This window comes from Bacillus sp. 3103sda1 (genome assembly GCF_024159135.1).
Lineage (GTDB): Bacteria > Bacillota > Bacilli > Bacillales > Bacillaceae_G > Bacillus_A > Bacillus_A rhizoplanae.
Genome location: NZ_JAMYWS010000001.1, coordinates 3,430,362 through 3,447,222 on the forward strand (window position 1 = coordinate 3,430,362; position 16,861 = coordinate 3,447,222).

Here is a 16,861-nt window from a genome sequence, read left to right on the forward strand (position 1 = left end):
AACTAACTATCAGTGGGGGTGCCCCCCACTGATGGAAGTTTCACTTTATAATAAGTAAAAGGGCATGAACACTCATGCCCTTGGATGAAACTGTTTATATACATCTTTTAATCTAGCTTTTGAAACATGTGTATAAATTTGTGTTGTCGAAATATCGGCATGGCCAAGCATTTCTTGTACCGCCCTTAAATCTGCTCCATTCTCTAATAAGTGCGTTGCAAAGGAATGACGCAATGTATGCGGTGTAAGTTCTTTTTGAATATTTGCTTCTTGTGCAAGCCTTTTTAAAATCTTCCAGAACCCTTGACGAGATAAACGGTTTCCGTGATGATTTAAAAAGAGTGCTTCGGCCACTTTCTTTCCTAAGAGTTCCGGTCTTCCTTTTTCAATATAATACTGAATCGCTTCTGTCGCTAAACTACCGAGAGGGATGATTCTCTCTTTATTTCCCTTTCCGACGCAACGAACAAAGCCCATTGTTAAATGTACATCTGATAAGTTTAATTCAATTAATTCAGAAACACGTAACCCTGTTGCATATAATAACTCTAACATAGCCTTATCACGAATCCCAAATGCACTCGTTCTTTTCGGTATTTGCAATAGTGCTTCTACCTCATTAATCGATAACACTTTCGGTAATTTACGCTCACCTTGAGGTGTTTCAATATGTACAGACGGGTCATGTTCCACAACACGTTCACGCAATAAAAATTGATGAAACGACCGTACAGATGCAATGTGACGTGCCATCGTTTTCGAAGATTTCCCATTATCTTTTAGATGATGTAAAAAGTTCACAATATGCATGCGCGCTACATCATGAAAAGATGTAATTTGTTCTACTTTTTGTAAATACTTCGTATAACTTTTTAGATCACGCTCATATGATACAACTGTATTTTGAGCTAATCCTTTTTCAACAACCATATAATGAATAAAGTCTTGTAATTGATCTTCCAATCTTCTCTACTCCCCATTTTCATAGAAAAAAATCATTCTGTTGACGAAAGCATCTTTCGCAGGCTCCTCTGTTCCAGATACTTTTTCTACTGTTTCTTCTTTAGGCTTTTCATAACGATGATAACTTTCATATTCTTCATTTATCCATAGTATAGCGAAATAAAACAAAATGGTACAACTAATAAACAATAAAAATACTTTCATACCATCAAAAAGAACTTTAATTGCTCGGCGCATTGTGAATTCCTCCAAAATTTATGTTATTACAACATATGCCAAGCTTTTCATCATTTATACCTAATTATGAAAACTCCCGCACTTCTCTCTCTAAAATCTTAAGGCGGGGAGTCTTACTCATTTGCAAAAAAAAACCTTTTCCTAACTAAATAGGAAAAGGTTAACTTTCTTCTGTTAATTTTTCTTGACACTTCTCACAAATACCATGGAATGTTAAACGATGATCCTTGACTTTAAAGCGCCACTCATTTTCTACTCTTTTTTCTACTTCACAAAGTAAATCTTCTTGAATCTCTTCTACTGCACCACATTCTGTACAAATTAAATGATGATGAAAACGTGATGCACCTTCTTGTCTTAGGTCATAACGCGAAACACCGTCACCGAAATTAATCTTGTCGACAATCTTTAACTCGGATAATAATTCCAAAGTCCGATAGACGGTTGCAAGTCCGATCTCTGGCGACTTTTCTTTTACAAGGAGGTAAACATCTTCCGCGCTTAAATGGTCTTCTTCATTTTCTAGCAGTACGCGAACCGTAGCTTCACGTTGTGGTGTTAACTTATAACTCGCTGCATGCAATTGCTTTTTAATTCGATCAATTCTTTCTTCCATTCGGTACTACTCCCTCCCTCGCCACTCTTACCCCATTATATCAGAAGAAGGGAAACTGTCAAAAGAAAAATAATCAAAATTACTTGATAATAATTATCAAAGTATAATTATTTTTTGTTAATAGTCTCCATGACTTGTTTCATAAAATTTGGCGATGCATAAGCTTCAATTCCTGAAGCAATCGCTAGCGCTGCACCGATAATAAGAAAAAAGCAAGTATAGCGGATAAAAAGTGGTAATAGAGGCTCATTTACTTTTCGAATAAATTGATGACGAATCATGCGCAAGGAAAAGCTAGCGGCGATCGTCGTCATAATAAGAAATGTTGGGATAATAATTAAATTTTGTGGAAGTACAGCCACAAATGCTAATAATAAGCCGTTCCAACCAAGTTGACTTACTAAGAAACCTACTGTAAATCCAACAACCACTCCTTTTAAAAATAATAAAATAAAAATAAGAGGCAAACCAATAATGGAAATACCTAAAATCCAAATAAAACCAATATATTTCAGTTGCGATAAGTAGCTTTCGCGAAACATCTCACCTGCATTTGCAAATTGCCCTTTGGAAACTTGTCCAAAAAAACGACTTAAATAAAAATACAAATCTTGTTTTTGACTTATTTGTAAACTATTCACAAGGATCGCCCCAAAAATAACCCCCATTAATAAAAGGACAGCTACAAATACATATAATGAAGCGTGTTCCTGTACATGATATGTTACACGATCTTGCCAAGACGATTTCCTTAGCATATTACGTCCCCCCGTTCTTCCTCTTACTAGAATGTATGATAGAAAGAAAAAAGTATGACGAATTAACATTGAAATTCCACGCCACTTTGCTAAACTTAAAGGTAGAGAATAGGAGGGATTTCTTTTGAAACAACTATTATTAGATTTTCCAACATTATTTCAGACCGAGCGCCTGCAGGTACGTAAACCGTTCCCTGGCGATGGTACAGAAGTTTATGAAGCAATTCAAACTTCTTTAGAGGATCTACAGCCATGGATGTCTATTACGCATGAAACTGAAGAAACGGCAGAAGCAGCAGTTAGAGCCGCCCATGGGAAATTTTTACTTCGAGAAACATTGCCGTTTCATCTATATGATAAAACAACAGGTACATTCATCGGTGCACTCACACTTCACCCAGAAAACTGGGATATTCCAAAGTTTTCTATTAGCTTCTGGCTTCATAGCTCTTACACAAAACAAGGGTATATGACAGAAGCATTAAAAGGAGCCATTCAATTCGCGTTCGATAAACTCAGAGCGAAGCGACTTGAAATTCGCTGTGATGCCAATAATACAAATGCACGATTAGTAGCAGAGCGCCTAGAGTTTATTCTAGAAGGTACGCTAGAAAATGACTTCCTTGCTCCCGATGGTAGTTTACGTGATACATGTGTATATGCAAAAATACAATAAAGTGAAACTTCCTTTTGTGAGACGTTTTTCCTCACAAAAGGTTAGTTGAACCAATCGGGCGCATGCCAGCAGTTATCCCCCACCTATCTTCTTTGCTTCTCTCTGAATCTTGAGGTGGGGTCTTACTGCCCGCGAATAGCGGGATAAAAAAGAGACGCTACAGCTAGTCATCTTCAAATTTTACAAAAATAAACACTCGCATAAAGCGAGTGTTTATTTTTTCAATTGTAAATATTGAATTGCAAACATTGTCTTTGCATCATGAATACGTTGCTCTTTTATTAATTGCAGCGCTTCTTCTAATGATACTTCCATTAACTCAACAAACTCATCCTCATCAAGATCTGCTTTGTCTTCCTTCTTCTTCAAACCAGTCGCTTCATATACATATACAATTTCATCTGCAAACCCTGGTGATGTGTAGAATGACGTGATGAGCTTCATATTATCACATATGTACCCTGTTTCTTCCTCTAATTCACGAATTGCTGTTGCTTCAGGTTGTTCTCCCTGCTCTAACTTTCCAGCAGGAATTTCTACAAGCGCTTTTTCCATCGCTTTGCGATACTGTTCAACTAACACAATTTTCTCGTCATCTGTAATTGCGATAATCGCTACCGCACCAGGATGCTTCACAATTTCACGTTTACTCGTCTCACCATTTGGCAATACTACTTCATCAACACGAACTTTAATTACTCTTCCATCAAAAATAGGCTCAGTCGCAATCGTTCTTTCTTCAAGATTACTCATAAGACTTCATCTCCCTGTTCTATTTCCTAGTCTTTCTTCATACATTCTATCACATTGAAAGGAGCGAAACGAAAATGAAAGTGTATATTTTACCAAATCGAGTAACGTTAGTCGGAAAAGCCTGGGAAATTCGTTATATGCTAAAACAATATGAACAACGTTATAAAACTGTTCATGACTGGCTTACAAATACACAAAGGTAAAGTGTTTGTGAAACTCCTTACGCTTTCGTACAATAAAAGTAAGGAGGGTAATGATGAAAACACGTAAATTAGGAAATTCAGATTTAGATGTAAGTGAAATTGGACTTGGATGTATGTCACTTGGAACAAATGAAACAGAAGCCATTCAGATCATTCATGAAGCGTTAGATTTAGGTATTAATTTTTTAGATACGGCCGATTTATACAATTATGGATTAAATGAAGAATTTATCGGAAAAGCGTTACAAGGAAAACGAGAGCAAGTTGTACTTGCTACAAAAGTTGGGAACCGCTGGACAGAAGAAAAAAACGGTTGGACTTGGGACCCTTCTAAGGCATATATAAAAGAGGAAGTAAAAGAAAGCCTACGCCGATTAAAAACGGATTATATCGATTTATATCAGCTACATGGCGGAACAATTGAAGATAATACTGACGAAGTCATTGAAACATTTGAAGAACTAAAACAAGAAGGAATCATTCGTCATTACGGGATTTCTTCCATCCGTCCTAATGTTATTCGCCAATATGCAGAGCGTTCTAATATCGTAAGTGTTTTAATGGAATATAACATATTAAATCGCCGCCCAGAAGAATGGTTCCCATTCTTACAAGAACACAATATTAGCGTCATTGCCCGCGGTCCACTCGCAAAAGGCTTATTAACTAGTAACAATGCACAGAAATTAGCTAAAGTGAAAGAAAAAGACTATCTCTCTTACAATCACGATGAAGTAAAACACATCGTATCTCGTGTGAAAGAAATAACAAATGAGCGCTCTCTAACAGAAACCGCGCTTCAATATTGCCTACATACTCCGACAATTGCAGCTCTCATTCCAGGTGCAAGCTCAATTGACCAATTACGCGAGAACATAAAAGCCGGCACTACAAATTCATTGACAGACGAACAATACACACACATTCAAGCAATTGCGAAATTAGATACATATGAATCTCATCGATGAAAAAAGCTACCGAAAAATCGGTAGCTTTTTTACATCGTATCGTATTTCTCTGGATTTGTTCCTGAACGCTTATTACAATCTAGTTTATCAATTTGCTGCACTTCTTCTTCTGTTAATGAAAAATCAAAAATATGAAAATTCTCTGCAATGCGAGATGGTGTAACAGATTTTGGAATTGTTACAATTCCACTTTGAATATCCCAGCGCAAAATAACTTGAGCAGGTGTTTTCTCATATTTTTTAGCAATCTCTTGGATAACCGGATGTTCAAATACCTCTCCGCCTCGCATAAGCGGACTCCATGCCTCCATTTGAATTTGTTCTTGCTGACAAAAATTGCGAAGTTCAAATTGTGCTAACATTGGATGAAGCTCGACTTGATTCACCATTGGTTTAACATGACAATTCGCTAATAAATGTTTTAAATGATGAATATGGAAATTTGACACACCAATCGCACGTACTTTTCCTTCTTCATACAATTTTTCAAGAGCGCGATATGTATCCACATACTTTCCACGTATCGGCCAATGGATTAAATATAAATCCACGTAATCCATCTGTAACTTCTTTAAACTTGTTTCGAATGCTTTAAGCGTCGTTTCATATCCTTGTTCATCGTTCCATACTTTCGTTGTAATAAAAAGCTCTTCACGAGCAATTCCAAATTCACGAATCGCTTCTCCGACACCGCTTTCATTTTCATAAATAGTAGCCGTATCAATCGCACGGTATCCGATTTCTAGCGCAGTCTGTACCGCTCGCTTTACTTCCTCCCCTTCTTTTGCTTTATATACTCCTAAGCCTAGCATTGGCATTTTCACACCGTTATGAAGTGTTGTTGTTGGAATATGCATAAAAAACTCCTCCTTTACTCCATTTCAACAAGAAAAAAATAAAAAGTCAAAAAAAGCGATTTGTTTACATAATCTTGTTATGTTAAGAAACTAGAAGAAAGTATATAAATACAAATTGAAAACCGACTTAAATAACTATTTCTTTTTAGGTGGGCAAGAGCATTTGATCATGCATAAAAGCGGTCAGAGCCTTTTCCTGCCACATGCAAGAATGAAAACAAAGGGAGAAAGCAAGTGCAGGTCATGTTTTCTTCTACATAGCAGCGGCTTATATGTTAAAAAATTAAAATGGATTTATATATTGTTGTTTCATTTTATGTGAACAACCTTTTCTCCCTTTTTCCAAAGAGCAATTTCTTGCTTTCTTCATCCTTTTATCTTACAGTGTAAGCGTAAAACAAAATACACAAAGTAGAGGGAAAAAGATGAAAGCTCTTGTATTTAACACATTTGGAGAACCAGAAGTATTACAATATAAAGAAATCCCTAATCCTGTTATCGGACCTAATGACATTCTTGTAAAAATGAAAGCAATTGGCTTAAATTTTGCCGATGTTTACAGAAGAAAAGGAAATTATCACCTCGCTGGTCAACCACCATATATTTTAGGTTACGAAGGCGCTGGAATTGTAGAAATGGTAGGAAATAATATTACGACCATAAAGCAAGGAGATTCTATTGCATTTGCAGATGTTCCATATGCAAATGCAGAGCTTGTAGCAGTTCCAATAGAGAAAGCAATTCCACTTCCTAATCATATTTCATATGAAACAGCTGCTTCTATTTTACTGCAAGGTTTAACAGCTCACTACTTAACTCGCGATAGCTATGCAGTAAAGGAAGGAGACATTGTACTCGTACACGCTGCTGCCGGTGGTGTAGGACAACTTCTTGTACAAATTATCAAATTATTAGGCGGTAAAGTGATTGCCCTTACCTCTTCTATGCAAAAAGCAAAAGCTGCCGAAGAAGTTGGCGCAGACTGGACCTTTTTGTATGAGGATGACTGGAAACAGAAAGTCATGCATGCGACTAACGGAAAAGGTGTAGATGTCGTATATGAATCTGTTGGTTCTACGTTGATGTATAGCTTTGAAGCAACACGTATTGGAGGAACCGTTGTTTTTTACGGAATGGCAGGAGGCGATCCAGCGCCTGTAGACCCGCGCATGCTTATGGATACATCTAAGACGTTAACCGGCGGTGATCTATGGAATGTACTCACTTCTCATAAAGAGCGTGTTCTTCGTTCTAAAGAACTGTTCACATGGATTCAACAAGGAAAAATCAAGTTATCCAAACCAACTACATTTTCCTTAAACGAAGGAGCAAAAGCACATCATTATTTAGAAAGTAGAAAAAGTACAGGGAAAATTTTATTACTTCCATAAAATAATTATAAAAATAACGTGCCGCATATATATGGCACGTTATTTTTTCTTCATCTATTCTCCTTTATATTCGTTTCTTATTTAAAATCTTTCCATGACAAACTACTTTCACTTAATAATTCTTCAAATGATTTATTTTTTTCGCGCTCACGCTGTTCTTTACGCTTTCTCTCTAACTCTATTTCTTTTTTCTGCTCTTCTTGCTCTTTTAGCTCTTTTTGTTTACTTTTCAGCTGCTTCATTAATGCTTCGTTTAATTGATCTCCAATTGTTACTGTTTCTTTTTCCATCTTCATCCCTGTTTGTTTCTGTGCTTGCTTTTGCTTTTTCTTTGCCATAATTAAATCACCTTTTACTTTTTTCTTTATTATAGTAGAAAGTGCAATTTACCAGCAACCACAAGAGCTGTATCTGCATCTCTATTAAGTTGCCCGAATCCCAGCTCCAATTCCACATGAAAATGCAAAACAGTTAATCATCCATAATTAATGATTTATTTTCTATATAAAAATAAAGAGATTTTGTTTTATAAATTTTCTTAAAATATAGAATTTTATATAGATTGTTTTCTTATAATCTATTAAAATGATGTCGTATGATGTCAGATTTATATAAAGGGGAGAAACAAAAAACATGTGGAAAAAAATTATACCGGCAGTTGCTGTTTTAAGTACAGTCACATTTTCAAGCGTATTTGCAGCACAGCCCACTTCTACACCAACACAAGAAAATCGTTACATTGATGTTCAAATGCTAGGCATTAATGACTTCCACGGTCAATTAAACACAGTAAAAAAAATAAACAATAAGGAAGCCGGTGGGGTCGATTACTTAGCTGCATACTTGCGAGACCGCGAAAAACAAAACAAAAATACGCTACTTGTTCATGCCGGAGACGCAGTTGGAGCAAGTCCACCAATTTCTGCTTTATTACAAGATGAACCAACAATTGATATTTTCAACGACCTTGGCTTTGATGTTGGAACAATTGGAAACCATGAATTTGATGAAGGTGTAGACGAAATGCGTCGCCTTATTTATGGTGGCTATCATGAAAAGACTGGCAACTTTAAAGGTGCTCAGTTCCCTTACGTTGCAGCCAATGTTTACAACAAAACAACTGGTCGTTTATTTTTACCGCCATTTACAGTAAAAATGGTACAAGGAGTTCCAGTCGGCTTTATTGGTGTCGTCACAACAGAAACACCAAGCATCGTTATGCCTAAAATGGTTGAAAACGTAAAGTTCACAGATGAAGTAGAGGCAATTAACAAGTCTGCACAACAATTAAAACGATTAGGTGTAAAAGCAATTGTTGTATTAGCACACAATCCTGGTACAACGGATGATAAAGGAATTACAGATGGTGATCTCGTTCGTTTAGCTCAAAATACCGATCCAGAAGTCGATGTCATTTTTGGCGGCCATAACCATGCATATGTAAATGGAACTGTAAATGGAAAACTTCTTGTACAAGCTTATTCGTACGGTACAGCTTTCGCAGACGTTGACTTAAAAATTGATAAGAAAACAAAAGATATTGTAGAGAAAAAGGCTGAGATTGTTACAACATTTCACGATGGCATTCAACCTGATCCACAAATTAAGAAAAAAGTCGAGCAGTATGCTGAAAAAGTCGCTCCACTTGTAAATGAAGTTGTCGGTAAAGCTGCAACTGCTTTAGACAGAAAAGAATCACCTGCTGGAGAGTCAACACTTGGTAACTTAATTGCAGATACACAGCGCAGTGCGATGAACGGACAAATTGCTCTTATGAATCCTGGCGGTATTCGCAACGATTTAGATGCAGGAGATATTACATGGGGAGAACTATATGGCATTCAACCTTTTGGCAACCAATTAATAAAATCAACATTGACTGGAAAAGATATTCGGGACATTTTAAATCAGCAATGGCAAAAAGATAAAACACGTATGCTCCAAATCTCTGGTATCACGTACAAATGGGACGCTAACAAAGCAGATGGTGAAAAAGTAATTGATGTACGTTTATCAAACGGCGAAGCTCTTGTTGACTCGCAAACATATACTGTCGTAGCGAATGCCTTTTTAGCTTCTGGTGGAGACGGTTTTGTTTCCTTTAAAAATGGAACAAATACAGAAACAGGACCGAATGATTTAGATGCATTAGTAGATTATGTGAAGCAGGCAAAATTACCGATCGAAGCAAAAATTGAAGGGCGTGTTCAAAAAATAAATTAGCCGTTATAACATACAATTTTCATGAGTGGAAGAAATCAAGCTTCTACAGGCAGTTCTTCTTTTAAATCTTACTGCCTGCAAATAGTAGGATAAAAGCGGGAAATCCCGCTTTTATTATCTTTCACGATATCTTTCTAAATATTCTTTCAGTGCAATTTCTACAAGTTTAGACTTATGCACACCATTTCTAACAGAAAGACAATCTAATTGTTCTAGTACTTGTTTAGAAAGAGAAAATGTACGTTTTTTTTTCTCTTCTTGCTCCACAGACGTGATACGTATTCCATATTCGCGTTTTTGCAACAACTCATAAATATGTTGCAATTGCTCATAAATGAGGCGCTGATAATCTATTTTTTCCTGCTGTAGACTTACAGCTTCTTTTAATTGTAAATGACGAGGCTCCTCCCCTTCTCCAATAAATACCCTTTTTTTCTGCTCATTATCATATCCATATCCGAGTAATCGTAATTTTTTTGATAGTGTATATGGACTCATTTCCAGTCGTTTCGCAACAATTGCTATCGATTCATGATTATTTAAACGATCAATAATTTCACCAATTTCCACCTCCTCCCTCCTCTCTATTAAACATAGGCTAACGTGAAACTTCCATCACTGGGAACTTACTGCTTGTTAATGCGGGATAAAGTTATTATGTTATGATACAATAATTTCTTATTAGTATATTTAGTATATGATGAAAAAAACATCACTGTTCAATATATCGCAATCAAAAGGAGGTCGTCCTCATGTTCATCCGCAGCAGCACCCCCTCTTTTTACGATAAAAATAAGAAACACATCTCAAATAGTATTGCTACAATTGAAAATGTTCTTATAAATAATCGAAAACAATCGTTACTCATTCGTGGGCAAGATCTCAATCAACCTCTTCTATTATGCTTACACGGTGGACCAGGAATGGCTCAAATTGGATTTGCACGCCATTTTCAAACAGAACTTGAGAAACATTTTATTGTTGTCAACTGGGATCAGCGCGGAGCAGGAAAATCCTTTTCATGGCGAGATTTCAAAGAATCGCTAACAATTGAGCAATACGTTTTAGATACACATAAAATAATCGATTATCTTCTAAAAAGGTTTCAAAAAAGGAAATTATTTCTTCTTGGACACTCTTGGGGCAGCATCATTGGATTATTTGCTGCACAGCAATCTCCTCAATACATCGAAGCATATATCGGAGTGGGCCAAATTGTGCATATGAAGCAAAATGAGAAACTGCTTTTTGAACATTTAATTCGATCCGCAAAGCAGCGCGGACATACCCGTGCACTTGCTTCTTTAAAAAAGCTTGGAAAGCCTCCATTTCTAGATAAAAGGAGACTACTTATCCAAAGGAAATGGCTCGGTATCTTTGGTGGAGCTATTCAAAATGGGACATTCTTTTCTTTCATTCGAAAAGGGTTTCTATCCCCTGAATACACATGGATAGATTGGATTAAATTTTTTAGCGGAAATATGAAGTCTGGGGAATTATGGAAAGAGATGTTAACGATTGATTTCTTTTCACAAGTGCCGAGCGTTTCATTTCCTGTCTATTTTTGTTCTGGACGCTATGACTATCAAACGCCTTATGCACTTGTACAACAATATTGCGATGTTCTTAACGCACCTATAAAAAAAATGATTTGGTTTCCGAACTCAGCTCATTCTCCAAATTTTGAAGAACATACACGTTTTGCAACAATGTTACTTGATATTAAACAAGAACACTTCTTACTACACCCTTGATTAAGTGAAAATTTCATCAATCAGACTCCTACGGCCCTACGAGTAACAAAATAGAAAAAAAGGCGCGTGTTCTCACGCACCTTTTACTTTGTTGATTCTCTCTCAATTAGAACGAAATCCAAATCAGCTACCTCTTGGTTATATTCCACCTTTTTTATTTTTGCAATTAACTTATGAATAGCAAGTGCTCCTATACTTGTTATCGGCTGAGCAATTGTCGTTAAAGCTGGCGTAGACCACTCCCCTTGTACAATTCCATTTAAACCAATAACTTGTAAATGTTTTGGAATGGAGATATAAAGCTTTTGTGCAGCACGAATAAAGCCAATCCCTACAATATCGCTACAAGTAATGATACCATCTATGTATGGATATTTTTGTAATACCTCCACAGCTATTTGTTCTGAATCTATCTCTTCCCTATACGTTTCTATAACTCGGTAAGATATCTTCTTCTCCCAAACCGCGTCTAAAAAACCAGTGAAATATTCTTCCATCGCTTCATTATTTGTATCTTCATGAATATAGGCAAGAAACTGACATCCTTTCTCTTCTAGAACAGAAACAGCTTGTATCGCCGCATTATAATAATGTAAAGAAAACCCCTCAACCGAATCTACAATTACAAACGGAACTGATACTATTTCTTTTTGCAAGCTTTCATATACATCACGTGTCATAATAACACCTGCAATATTATTTTGTTCCAATACATCCATGTAACCACGCTTATGTTTCATATTGCATATAATAATTTGATATCCTTCTTTGTAAGCTTCTTCTTCAATAACTGTAAGTAATGGTAAGGATGCCGGGTCTTGTAAGTCAGGTACAAGCAGAGCAATCATCGTAGAAGATTTTTTAAATAGCGCCTTGGCCACCGCATTTGGTCTATATTGCAACTCTTCAATTGCTTTCTTCACTTGTTTTACCGTATCTTCATGTACATACCCTTTTTCATTTAATACTCGTGAAACTGTTGCGACTGAAACTCCTGCCAACTTTGCAACATCGCGTATCGTTGCCACATCTTCACCCCTTAACATGGAAATAGTTTACAACCTCACCGTAAAACAAAATAAAGCCTACGTCAAGGTTATTGTTATATATTTCTGAAAATTGTTACATAAAAAAGAAGTGCTTACATTGCACTTCTTTCCTCTTTCAATTGCTTGTCTTTTATCGCAAATGTTTTCTTTAACATCGGCGGTGTAATCATCGTTGTCAAAATAACAACAATAACAATCGCTGTAAAGTAATCCTGCGCTAATAATCCTGAAGCCAAACCTTGTCCTGCAATAATCAAGGCTACTTCGCCACGTGAAACCATTCCAGATCCAATGATTGTAGAAGACTGTAAATCAAAACCTGTCATACGTGCTCCAAGACCGCAACCAATCAATTTCGTTAACACAGCAATTACTGTTAAAATGGCAATAAACCAAACTTTATCTCCAAGTCCTGCAAACGTAATATTCATCCCAATACTTACAAAGAAAATAGGAACAAACATTGCATAGGCAATTGGTTCAACTTTCTTCTCAACTTCATGTTTATAATCTGTTTGGGAGATAGCAATCCCTGCCGCAAACGCTCCGATAATTCCCGCTATTCCTAGTAATTCTCCAAAATAAGCGAAGGAGAAACAAATAATAAGGGCTGCGCTAATAATAGATTCTGACACACGAAGCGGAGAAAGCCAGCGCATAATCATTGGAACACCTTTCCATCCGATTAGGATAATTGCTGCAAAGAAGACAACCTTTTTCAAAATAATCATTGTTAGATTCACATCACCTGCACCTAAGAAACTCATGGCAAAAGCAAGCAAAATAACAACAAGGATATCATCAAACACAGCTGCGCCAAGCATTGTTGTACTTTCGCGCGTTTTCATTTTCCCTAAATCCCGAAGCGTTTGCACAGAGATACTAACGCTAGTTGCACAAAGAAGTAAGCCTAAAAAAACTGCATTTGCTTGCTCCATTCCCATAATCAGACCGGCAACATAGCCACCTAGAAACGGCATAATAATTCCACCCACTGCTACTGCTAAAGAAGAATTGCGATTTTCATTTAGTTCCTTTAAATCCGTTTCTAAACCAGCCATAAACATGAGGAGAATAACCCCGACTTCACTTAATTGCTTCAGTAAATCTGTATTATCAATTAATCCCAATACTGCTGGACCAATCACAATACCAACAATAAGTTTTCCAAGTACAGACGGTTGCCCTAGCCTGACACTTAAGTCACCCGCAAGCTTTGTACTTAGCAAAATTACTGCTAATTGAAAGAAAAATATCATCTCATCTCTCCTTTTCTCATCCTAATCATTAGAATCATTATAATTATATATGATGTATACTAGTCTGTGAAATTATCAAATTAGCACATTCATGTAATTATCACATTCATTTTCTCCTAATAAATTCCTATAATAAAAAAACTTCCTATTTATAAAATAAGAGCATATATTTTAGCTTATCTAACTTTTAATTTGACATATTTTTTTTTCAAACTCAATTTCATGTAAGATTGGAATTCCCTCATAGCCAATAATCGGAATTGCTCGTTTCAACTTACGAGCTTCTTGTACAGCATCTATGTATAGATTTGTCATAGTAAATCCTCGTTTCTGGTAAAATCGCATCGCATTTACATTATCATTTGTCGTGATAAGCCAAATTTTTTCACAAAATTGTTTCTTTGCCGCATCTATTACACACTCTACAAGCTGTGTACCAATCCCTCTTTTTTCTTTGAAACTATCAAGTGATACAATTTCACAATTTTTATCAATGATATAATATGTGATAATTCCTATTATTTCGTTATTTTCTACTACAAGAAACCCTGGTAATCGATCTAATTGATGGATATGTCCTCTTGAAACCATTACAGTACTGCCCCAATTTTCTTGCATAAATTGACCAATTTCTTCTCGCATCTCTGCTGTTATATTTTGAATTCTCATCATACTCACTTCTCTCACCTTTACAGATTGTTATGATACAATATAATTGTATCATATGTATTGTAGCTTGGAGGATGGAGTATGAAAGCGTTTTGGACAGCATTACTAACGATATTGGGTACTCTTATTGGGATTGGCATTTTCTTCACAAATGCAGTCATGTATTTAAAGAAAAAAACAGAAGAAGAAATTTTAGAACGTGAAACAAAACAGCATTTTCGCTTGGAGGATTTTGAAGCTCTACAGAAAGAAGAAGTATACCTCTCTTCGCAATTTGGTTATAACATTCATGGCTACTATATTCCTGTTAACAATTCAAATAAGTTCATGATTTTCTGCCACGGCGTCACCGTCAATAAAATGAATTCTATAAAGTATGCAAATTTATTTTTAAACAGAGGATTCAACGTGTTTATTTATGATCATCGCCGCCACGGTCAAACAGGAGGCAAAACAACAAGTTACGGCTATTACGAAAAACACGATCTAAAGACGGTAGTGGATTGGCTCAAACAACGATTCGGTTCAAATATTACACTTGGTATTCATGGTGAATCCATGGGAGCAGCAACGTTATTACAATATGCAGGCATGGTTGAGGACGGAGCTGATTTTTACATTGCTGACTGTCCATTCTCTGATTTTTACGAACAGCTTCATTATCGTTTAAAGGCTGAGTTTCATTTACCAAAATGGCCTCTTTTACCACTCGCTAATGCCTTTTTAAAAGTGCGTGATGGTTATACAATTCAGGAAGTTTCTCCTATTGATTGTGTGAAAAACATTAAAAATCCTGTATTGTTCATCCACAGTAAAGACGATGAATACATTTTATGCCAAATGACACAAGCATTGCATGAAGCAAAAGAAGGCGCAAAAGAACTCTTTATTGCAGAAAAAGGCGCTCACGCTTGTTCTTATGCAGAAAATAAAGAAGCATATGAAACAGCAATTGATCAATTTTTAACAACATACGTAAACGAAACAAAAAACAGGCTTGCATAAGCCTGTTTTTTACTTCGCTACTTTTGGGCAGTGAGAGCTTTCCATCAGTGAAGAATAAAAACCTCCCACTAATGGAAATTTCAATTTATTTTAACGAAAGAACAATCGGTTCATCTTTAGCAAAATCAGGAGCAAACAACAATTCAGATTCCACCTCTTTTTTAGGCATTTCAAATATAATGCTCGTTTGCAATGAATCGTATGATTTTAGCCTTCTATCATGCAATATACTTGGATTCCTTTTCGTTTGAACGGCCCCGTATATTTTTCCAGTCGTTGAAATAACATTAAACTGCGCAGGTTTAACAACAATACTTTTGTTTCTATTGTTTTCTAAAGAAAAGTTTATAACAAGAAGCGTGTGGTTTTGTTTCGCAGTCCACACATCATAATGCGCTACACGGCTTATATTTTTAATATCAAATTCGATTTGATCGGCGGATAAAACCCCTTTGACACTTGATTTATTAACCTGTTCCTCTCTATTACACCCGGCAATACAAAAACACATGATGATACTTATTATACTCAATCGTTTCCGCAACAACTTCCACCTTCTTTTGCTGTTTCTATCGATTGTATGATGTACACATTGTACGTTTTTATACATATGGAATACAGTGAAACTTCCATCAGTAGGGGCTTCATCCCCCACTGATGGTTAGTTGAACCAATCGGGCTTTTACGGGCAGTTATCCCCCACCTATCTTCTTCGCTCTTCTCTGAATCTTGAGGTGAAGGTATTACTGCCCGTTAATGCGGGATAAAACCTGTGAAATTATACAAAAAGGCTAATTCATCCCTTAATGAATTAGCCTTTTTCCTATCTCAACCAACAACAGAAGTCTTATTATATCAAGTACCTACTAATAGCAAGCTTATGTTACGCCAATACGTCTGTAACTTGATCCATATTTTCAGAAATCCATTTTACCGCTTCATCAAGCGATGGGAATTCTGTTGTTTGAAATGTTACTTCATCTTGTAATAACCATACATCCTTTACTTCTTGCTGCACACCAGCAATCGACCAATGAAGTAAGCTGTATGGATGATTATTGTTTAAAAATGATACCCACGTTCGCTCTTTTGCAATGTTTTGTAATGTACGTAATTGTTTGTTCATGTTTATATTCACCTTAATATCTTTTCAGTATATGACTTATTATATCATTTCTATTTTCTCACAAAAAGCATTGTTTCTAAACATTGTCAAGTAATTCTAGTAAGTATATGATAGACATAAGCGTTTGGTAAGGAGGTGTAACAATGGAAAAAGTACAAATTAAAGTAAATAATAATGGTTCGTTCCGTATTACAGGGGATGTGGAACTAATCGATGCTGAAGGGAATGTATTTCCAGCTAAACCGGCATTTTCTCTATGCCGTTGTGGATTATCCCAGAATATGCCGTATTGCGATGGTTCACATAAAGGAAAATTTGAATCTGTTGTACGTGCACCGAAAGAATAAAAAACAC

General features: G+C 36.2%; 21 protein-coding genes. 8 read left to right on the forward strand and 13 right to left on the reverse strand.

Annotated features, from left to right (window positions below):
• Window positions 1–72 precede the first annotated feature (72 nt).
• The 4 genes from xerD to spoIIM all read right to left on the reverse strand — a co-directional run bounded on the left by xerD (window position 73) and on the right by spoIIM (window position 2,574).
• Entirely contained in the window at window positions 73–963 is an 891-nt protein-coding gene (xerD, locus tag NKR74_RS17120) for a site-specific tyrosine recombinase XerD (protein ID WP_253630340.1), read from the reverse strand.
• Between the two features lie 6 nt (window positions 964–969).
• Window positions 970–1,200 (reverse strand): YqzK family protein, encoded by a 231-nt coding sequence (locus NKR74_RS17125; RefSeq protein ID WP_098310674.1) that lies wholly within the window; start codon window positions 1,198–1,200, stop codon window positions 970–972.
• A 160-nt stretch (window positions 1,201–1,360) separates the two neighbouring features.
• Window positions 1,361–1,816 carry a ferric iron uptake transcriptional regulator gene (gene fur, locus NKR74_RS17130; protein ID WP_098310673.1) on the reverse strand — a complete coding sequence of 152 codons (456 nt, stop codon included), beginning with the start codon at window positions 1,814–1,816 and terminating at the stop codon, window positions 1,361–1,363.
• A gap of 107 nt (window positions 1,817–1,923) precedes the next feature.
• A complete protein-coding gene (spoIIM, locus tag NKR74_RS17135; protein WP_098310672.1) occupies window positions 1,924–2,574 on the reverse strand; it encodes a stage II sporulation protein M in 651 nt (216 codons plus the stop codon).
• Window positions 2,575–2,698: 124 nt separating this feature from the next.
• Between spoIIM and NKR74_RS17140 the strand changes: the two genes are divergently transcribed.
• A complete protein-coding gene (locus tag NKR74_RS17140; protein ID WP_098310671.1) occupies window positions 2,699–3,250 on the forward strand; it encodes a GNAT family N-acetyltransferase in 552 nt (183 codons plus the stop codon).
• 213 nt (window positions 3,251–3,463) lie between these two features.
• Here the strand turns inward: NKR74_RS17140 and NKR74_RS17145 are convergent, their stop codons facing one another.
• Window positions 3,464–4,003 (reverse strand): NUDIX hydrolase, encoded by a 540-nt coding sequence (locus NKR74_RS17145; protein ID WP_098310670.1) that lies wholly within the window; start codon window positions 4,001–4,003, stop codon window positions 3,464–3,466.
• A gap of 74 nt (window positions 4,004–4,077) precedes the next feature.
• Here NKR74_RS17145 and mciZ point away from each other — a divergent pair, with 74 nt between their 5' ends.
• On the forward strand, window positions 4,078–4,206 hold the full coding sequence (gene mciZ / locus NKR74_RS17150; protein WP_253630341.1) for a Z-ring formation inhibitor MciZ: 129 nt from the start codon (window positions 4,078–4,080) through the stop codon (window positions 4,204–4,206).
• A gap of 53 nt (window positions 4,207–4,259) precedes the next feature.
• Complete coding sequence (locus tag NKR74_RS17155; protein WP_253630342.1) at window positions 4,260–5,174, forward strand: aldo/keto reductase; 915 nt, start codon at window positions 4,260–4,262, stop codon at window positions 5,172–5,174.
• 29 nt (window positions 5,175–5,203) lie between these two features.
• Here the strand turns inward: NKR74_RS17155 and NKR74_RS17160 are convergent, their stop codons facing one another.
• Entirely contained in the window at window positions 5,204–6,031 is an 828-nt protein-coding gene (locus tag NKR74_RS17160; protein WP_253630343.1) for an aldo/keto reductase, read from the reverse strand.
• 425 nt (window positions 6,032–6,456) lie between these two features.
• On the opposite strand from NKR74_RS17160, the gene NKR74_RS17165 reads away from it, so the two are divergent.
• Window positions 6,457–7,422, forward strand: coding sequence for a quinone oxidoreductase family protein (locus NKR74_RS17165; protein ID WP_253630344.1), 966 nt, complete (start codon window positions 6,457–6,459; stop codon window positions 7,420–7,422).
• A gap of 77 nt (window positions 7,423–7,499) precedes the next feature.
• On the opposite strand, the gene NKR74_RS17170 is transcribed toward NKR74_RS17165, so the two are convergent.
• A complete protein-coding gene (locus NKR74_RS17170; RefSeq protein ID WP_098310663.1) occupies window positions 7,500–7,760 on the reverse strand; it encodes a DUF3886 domain-containing protein in 261 nt (86 codons plus the stop codon).
• Between the two features lie 295 nt (window positions 7,761–8,055).
• On the opposite strand from NKR74_RS17170, the gene NKR74_RS17175 reads away from it, so the two are divergent.
• Window positions 8,056–9,645, forward strand: a complete 1,590-nt coding sequence (locus tag NKR74_RS17175) for a bifunctional metallophosphatase/5'-nucleotidase (protein ID WP_253630345.1) — start codon at window positions 8,056–8,058, stop codon at window positions 9,643–9,645.
• A gap of 114 nt (window positions 9,646–9,759) precedes the next feature.
• Here the strand turns inward: NKR74_RS17175 and NKR74_RS17180 are convergent, their stop codons facing one another.
• Window positions 9,760–10,215, reverse strand: coding sequence for a ribbon-helix-helix domain-containing protein (locus NKR74_RS17180; protein WP_098310661.1), 456 nt, complete (start codon window positions 10,213–10,215; stop codon window positions 9,760–9,762).
• Between the two features lie 182 nt (window positions 10,216–10,397).
• Here NKR74_RS17180 and NKR74_RS17185 point away from each other — a divergent pair, with 182 nt between their 5' ends.
• Window positions 10,398–11,399 (forward strand): alpha/beta fold hydrolase, encoded by a 1,002-nt coding sequence (locus NKR74_RS17185; protein ID WP_098310660.1) that lies wholly within the window; start codon window positions 10,398–10,400, stop codon window positions 11,397–11,399.
• An 83-nt stretch (window positions 11,400–11,482) separates the two neighbouring features.
• On the opposite strand, the gene NKR74_RS17190 is transcribed toward NKR74_RS17185, so the two are convergent.
• From NKR74_RS17190 to NKR74_RS17200, 3 genes are all read right to left on the reverse strand, one after another.
• A complete protein-coding gene (locus NKR74_RS17190; protein ID WP_098310659.1) occupies window positions 11,483–12,427 on the reverse strand; it encodes a LacI family DNA-binding transcriptional regulator in 945 nt (314 codons plus the stop codon).
• Window positions 12,428–12,540: 113 nt separating this feature from the next.
• Complete coding sequence (locus tag NKR74_RS17195; protein ID WP_098310658.1) at window positions 12,541–13,707, reverse strand: cation:proton antiporter; 1,167 nt, start codon at window positions 13,705–13,707, stop codon at window positions 12,541–12,543.
• 180 nt (window positions 13,708–13,887) lie between these two features.
• A complete protein-coding gene (locus NKR74_RS17200) occupies window positions 13,888–14,379 on the reverse strand; it encodes a GNAT family N-acetyltransferase (protein WP_253630346.1) in 492 nt (163 codons plus the stop codon).
• Window positions 14,380–14,457: 78 nt separating this feature from the next.
• Here NKR74_RS17200 and NKR74_RS17205 point away from each other — a divergent pair, with 78 nt between their 5' ends.
• Window positions 14,458–15,381, forward strand: coding sequence for an alpha/beta hydrolase (locus NKR74_RS17205; protein ID WP_253630347.1), 924 nt, complete (start codon window positions 14,458–14,460; stop codon window positions 15,379–15,381).
• 85 nt (window positions 15,382–15,466) lie between these two features.
• On the opposite strand, the gene NKR74_RS17210 is transcribed toward NKR74_RS17205, so the two are convergent.
• Window positions 15,467–15,928, reverse strand: coding sequence for a DUF4352 domain-containing protein (locus tag NKR74_RS17210; RefSeq protein ID WP_253630348.1), 462 nt, complete (start codon window positions 15,926–15,928; stop codon window positions 15,467–15,469).
• Window positions 15,929–16,264: 336 nt separating this feature from the next.
• Window positions 16,265–16,507, reverse strand: coding sequence for a DUF2552 family protein (locus NKR74_RS17215; protein WP_098310654.1), 243 nt, complete (start codon window positions 16,505–16,507; stop codon window positions 16,265–16,267).
• 143 nt (window positions 16,508–16,650) lie between these two features.
• Here NKR74_RS17215 and NKR74_RS17220 point away from each other — a divergent pair, with 143 nt between their 5' ends.
• Complete coding sequence (locus tag NKR74_RS17220) at window positions 16,651–16,854, forward strand: CDGSH iron-sulfur domain-containing protein (protein ID WP_098310653.1); 204 nt, start codon at window positions 16,651–16,653, stop codon at window positions 16,852–16,854.
• The last annotated feature ends 7 nt before the right edge of the window (window positions 16,855–16,861 follow it).

Bases quoted from the DNA above. Each gene is read 5' to 3' on its own strand.
- NKR74_RS17160 (WP_253630343.1), bottom strand. From the start codon at position 6,031: ATGCATATTCCAACAACAACACTTCATAACGGTGTGAAAATGCCAATG.
- NKR74_RS17220 (WP_098310653.1), top strand. From the start codon at position 16,651: ATGGAAAAAGTACAAATTAAAGTAAATAATAATGGTTCGTTCCGTATT.
- NKR74_RS17125 (WP_098310674.1), bottom strand. From the start codon at position 1,200: ATGCGCCGAGCAATTAAAGTTCTTTTTGATGGTATGAAAGTATTTTTA.
- NKR74_RS17185 (WP_098310660.1), top strand. From the start codon at position 10,398: ATGTTCATCCGCAGCAGCACCCCCTCTTTTTACGATAAAAATAAGAAA.
- NKR74_RS17205 (WP_253630347.1), top strand. From the start codon at position 14,458: ATGAAAGCGTTTTGGACAGCATTACTAACGATATTGGGTACTCTTATT.
- NKR74_RS17155 (WP_253630342.1), top strand. From the start codon at position 4,260: ATGAAAACACGTAAATTAGGAAATTCAGATTTAGATGTAAGTGAAATT.
- NKR74_RS17200 (WP_253630346.1), bottom strand. From the start codon at position 14,379: ATGATGAGAATTCAAAATATAACAGCAGAGATGCGAGAAGAAATTGGT.
- NKR74_RS17215 (WP_098310654.1), bottom strand. From the start codon at position 16,507: ATGAACAAACAATTACGTACATTACAAAACATTGCAAAAGAGCGAACG.
- mciZ (WP_253630341.1), top strand. From the start codon at position 4,078: ATGAAAGTGTATATTTTACCAAATCGAGTAACGTTAGTCGGAAAAGCC.
- NKR74_RS17165 (WP_253630344.1), top strand. From the start codon at position 6,457: ATGAAAGCTCTTGTATTTAACACATTTGGAGAACCAGAAGTATTACAA.
- fur (WP_098310673.1), bottom strand. From the start codon at position 1,816: ATGGAAGAAAGAATTGATCGAATTAAAAAGCAATTGCATGCAGCGAGT.
- NKR74_RS17145 (WP_098310670.1), bottom strand. From the start codon at position 4,003: ATGAGTAATCTTGAAGAAAGAACGATTGCGACTGAGCCTATTTTTGAT.
- NKR74_RS17195 (WP_098310658.1), bottom strand. From the start codon at position 13,707: ATGATATTTTTCTTTCAATTAGCAGTAATTTTGCTAAGTACAAAGCTT.
- spoIIM (WP_098310672.1), bottom strand. From the start codon at position 2,574: ATGCTAAGGAAATCGTCTTGGCAAGATCGTGTAACATATCATGTACAG.
- NKR74_RS17170 (WP_098310663.1), bottom strand. From the start codon at position 7,760: ATGGCAAAGAAAAAGCAAAAGCAAGCACAGAAACAAACAGGGATGAAG.
- NKR74_RS17175 (WP_253630345.1), top strand. From the start codon at position 8,056: ATGTGGAAAAAAATTATACCGGCAGTTGCTGTTTTAAGTACAGTCACA.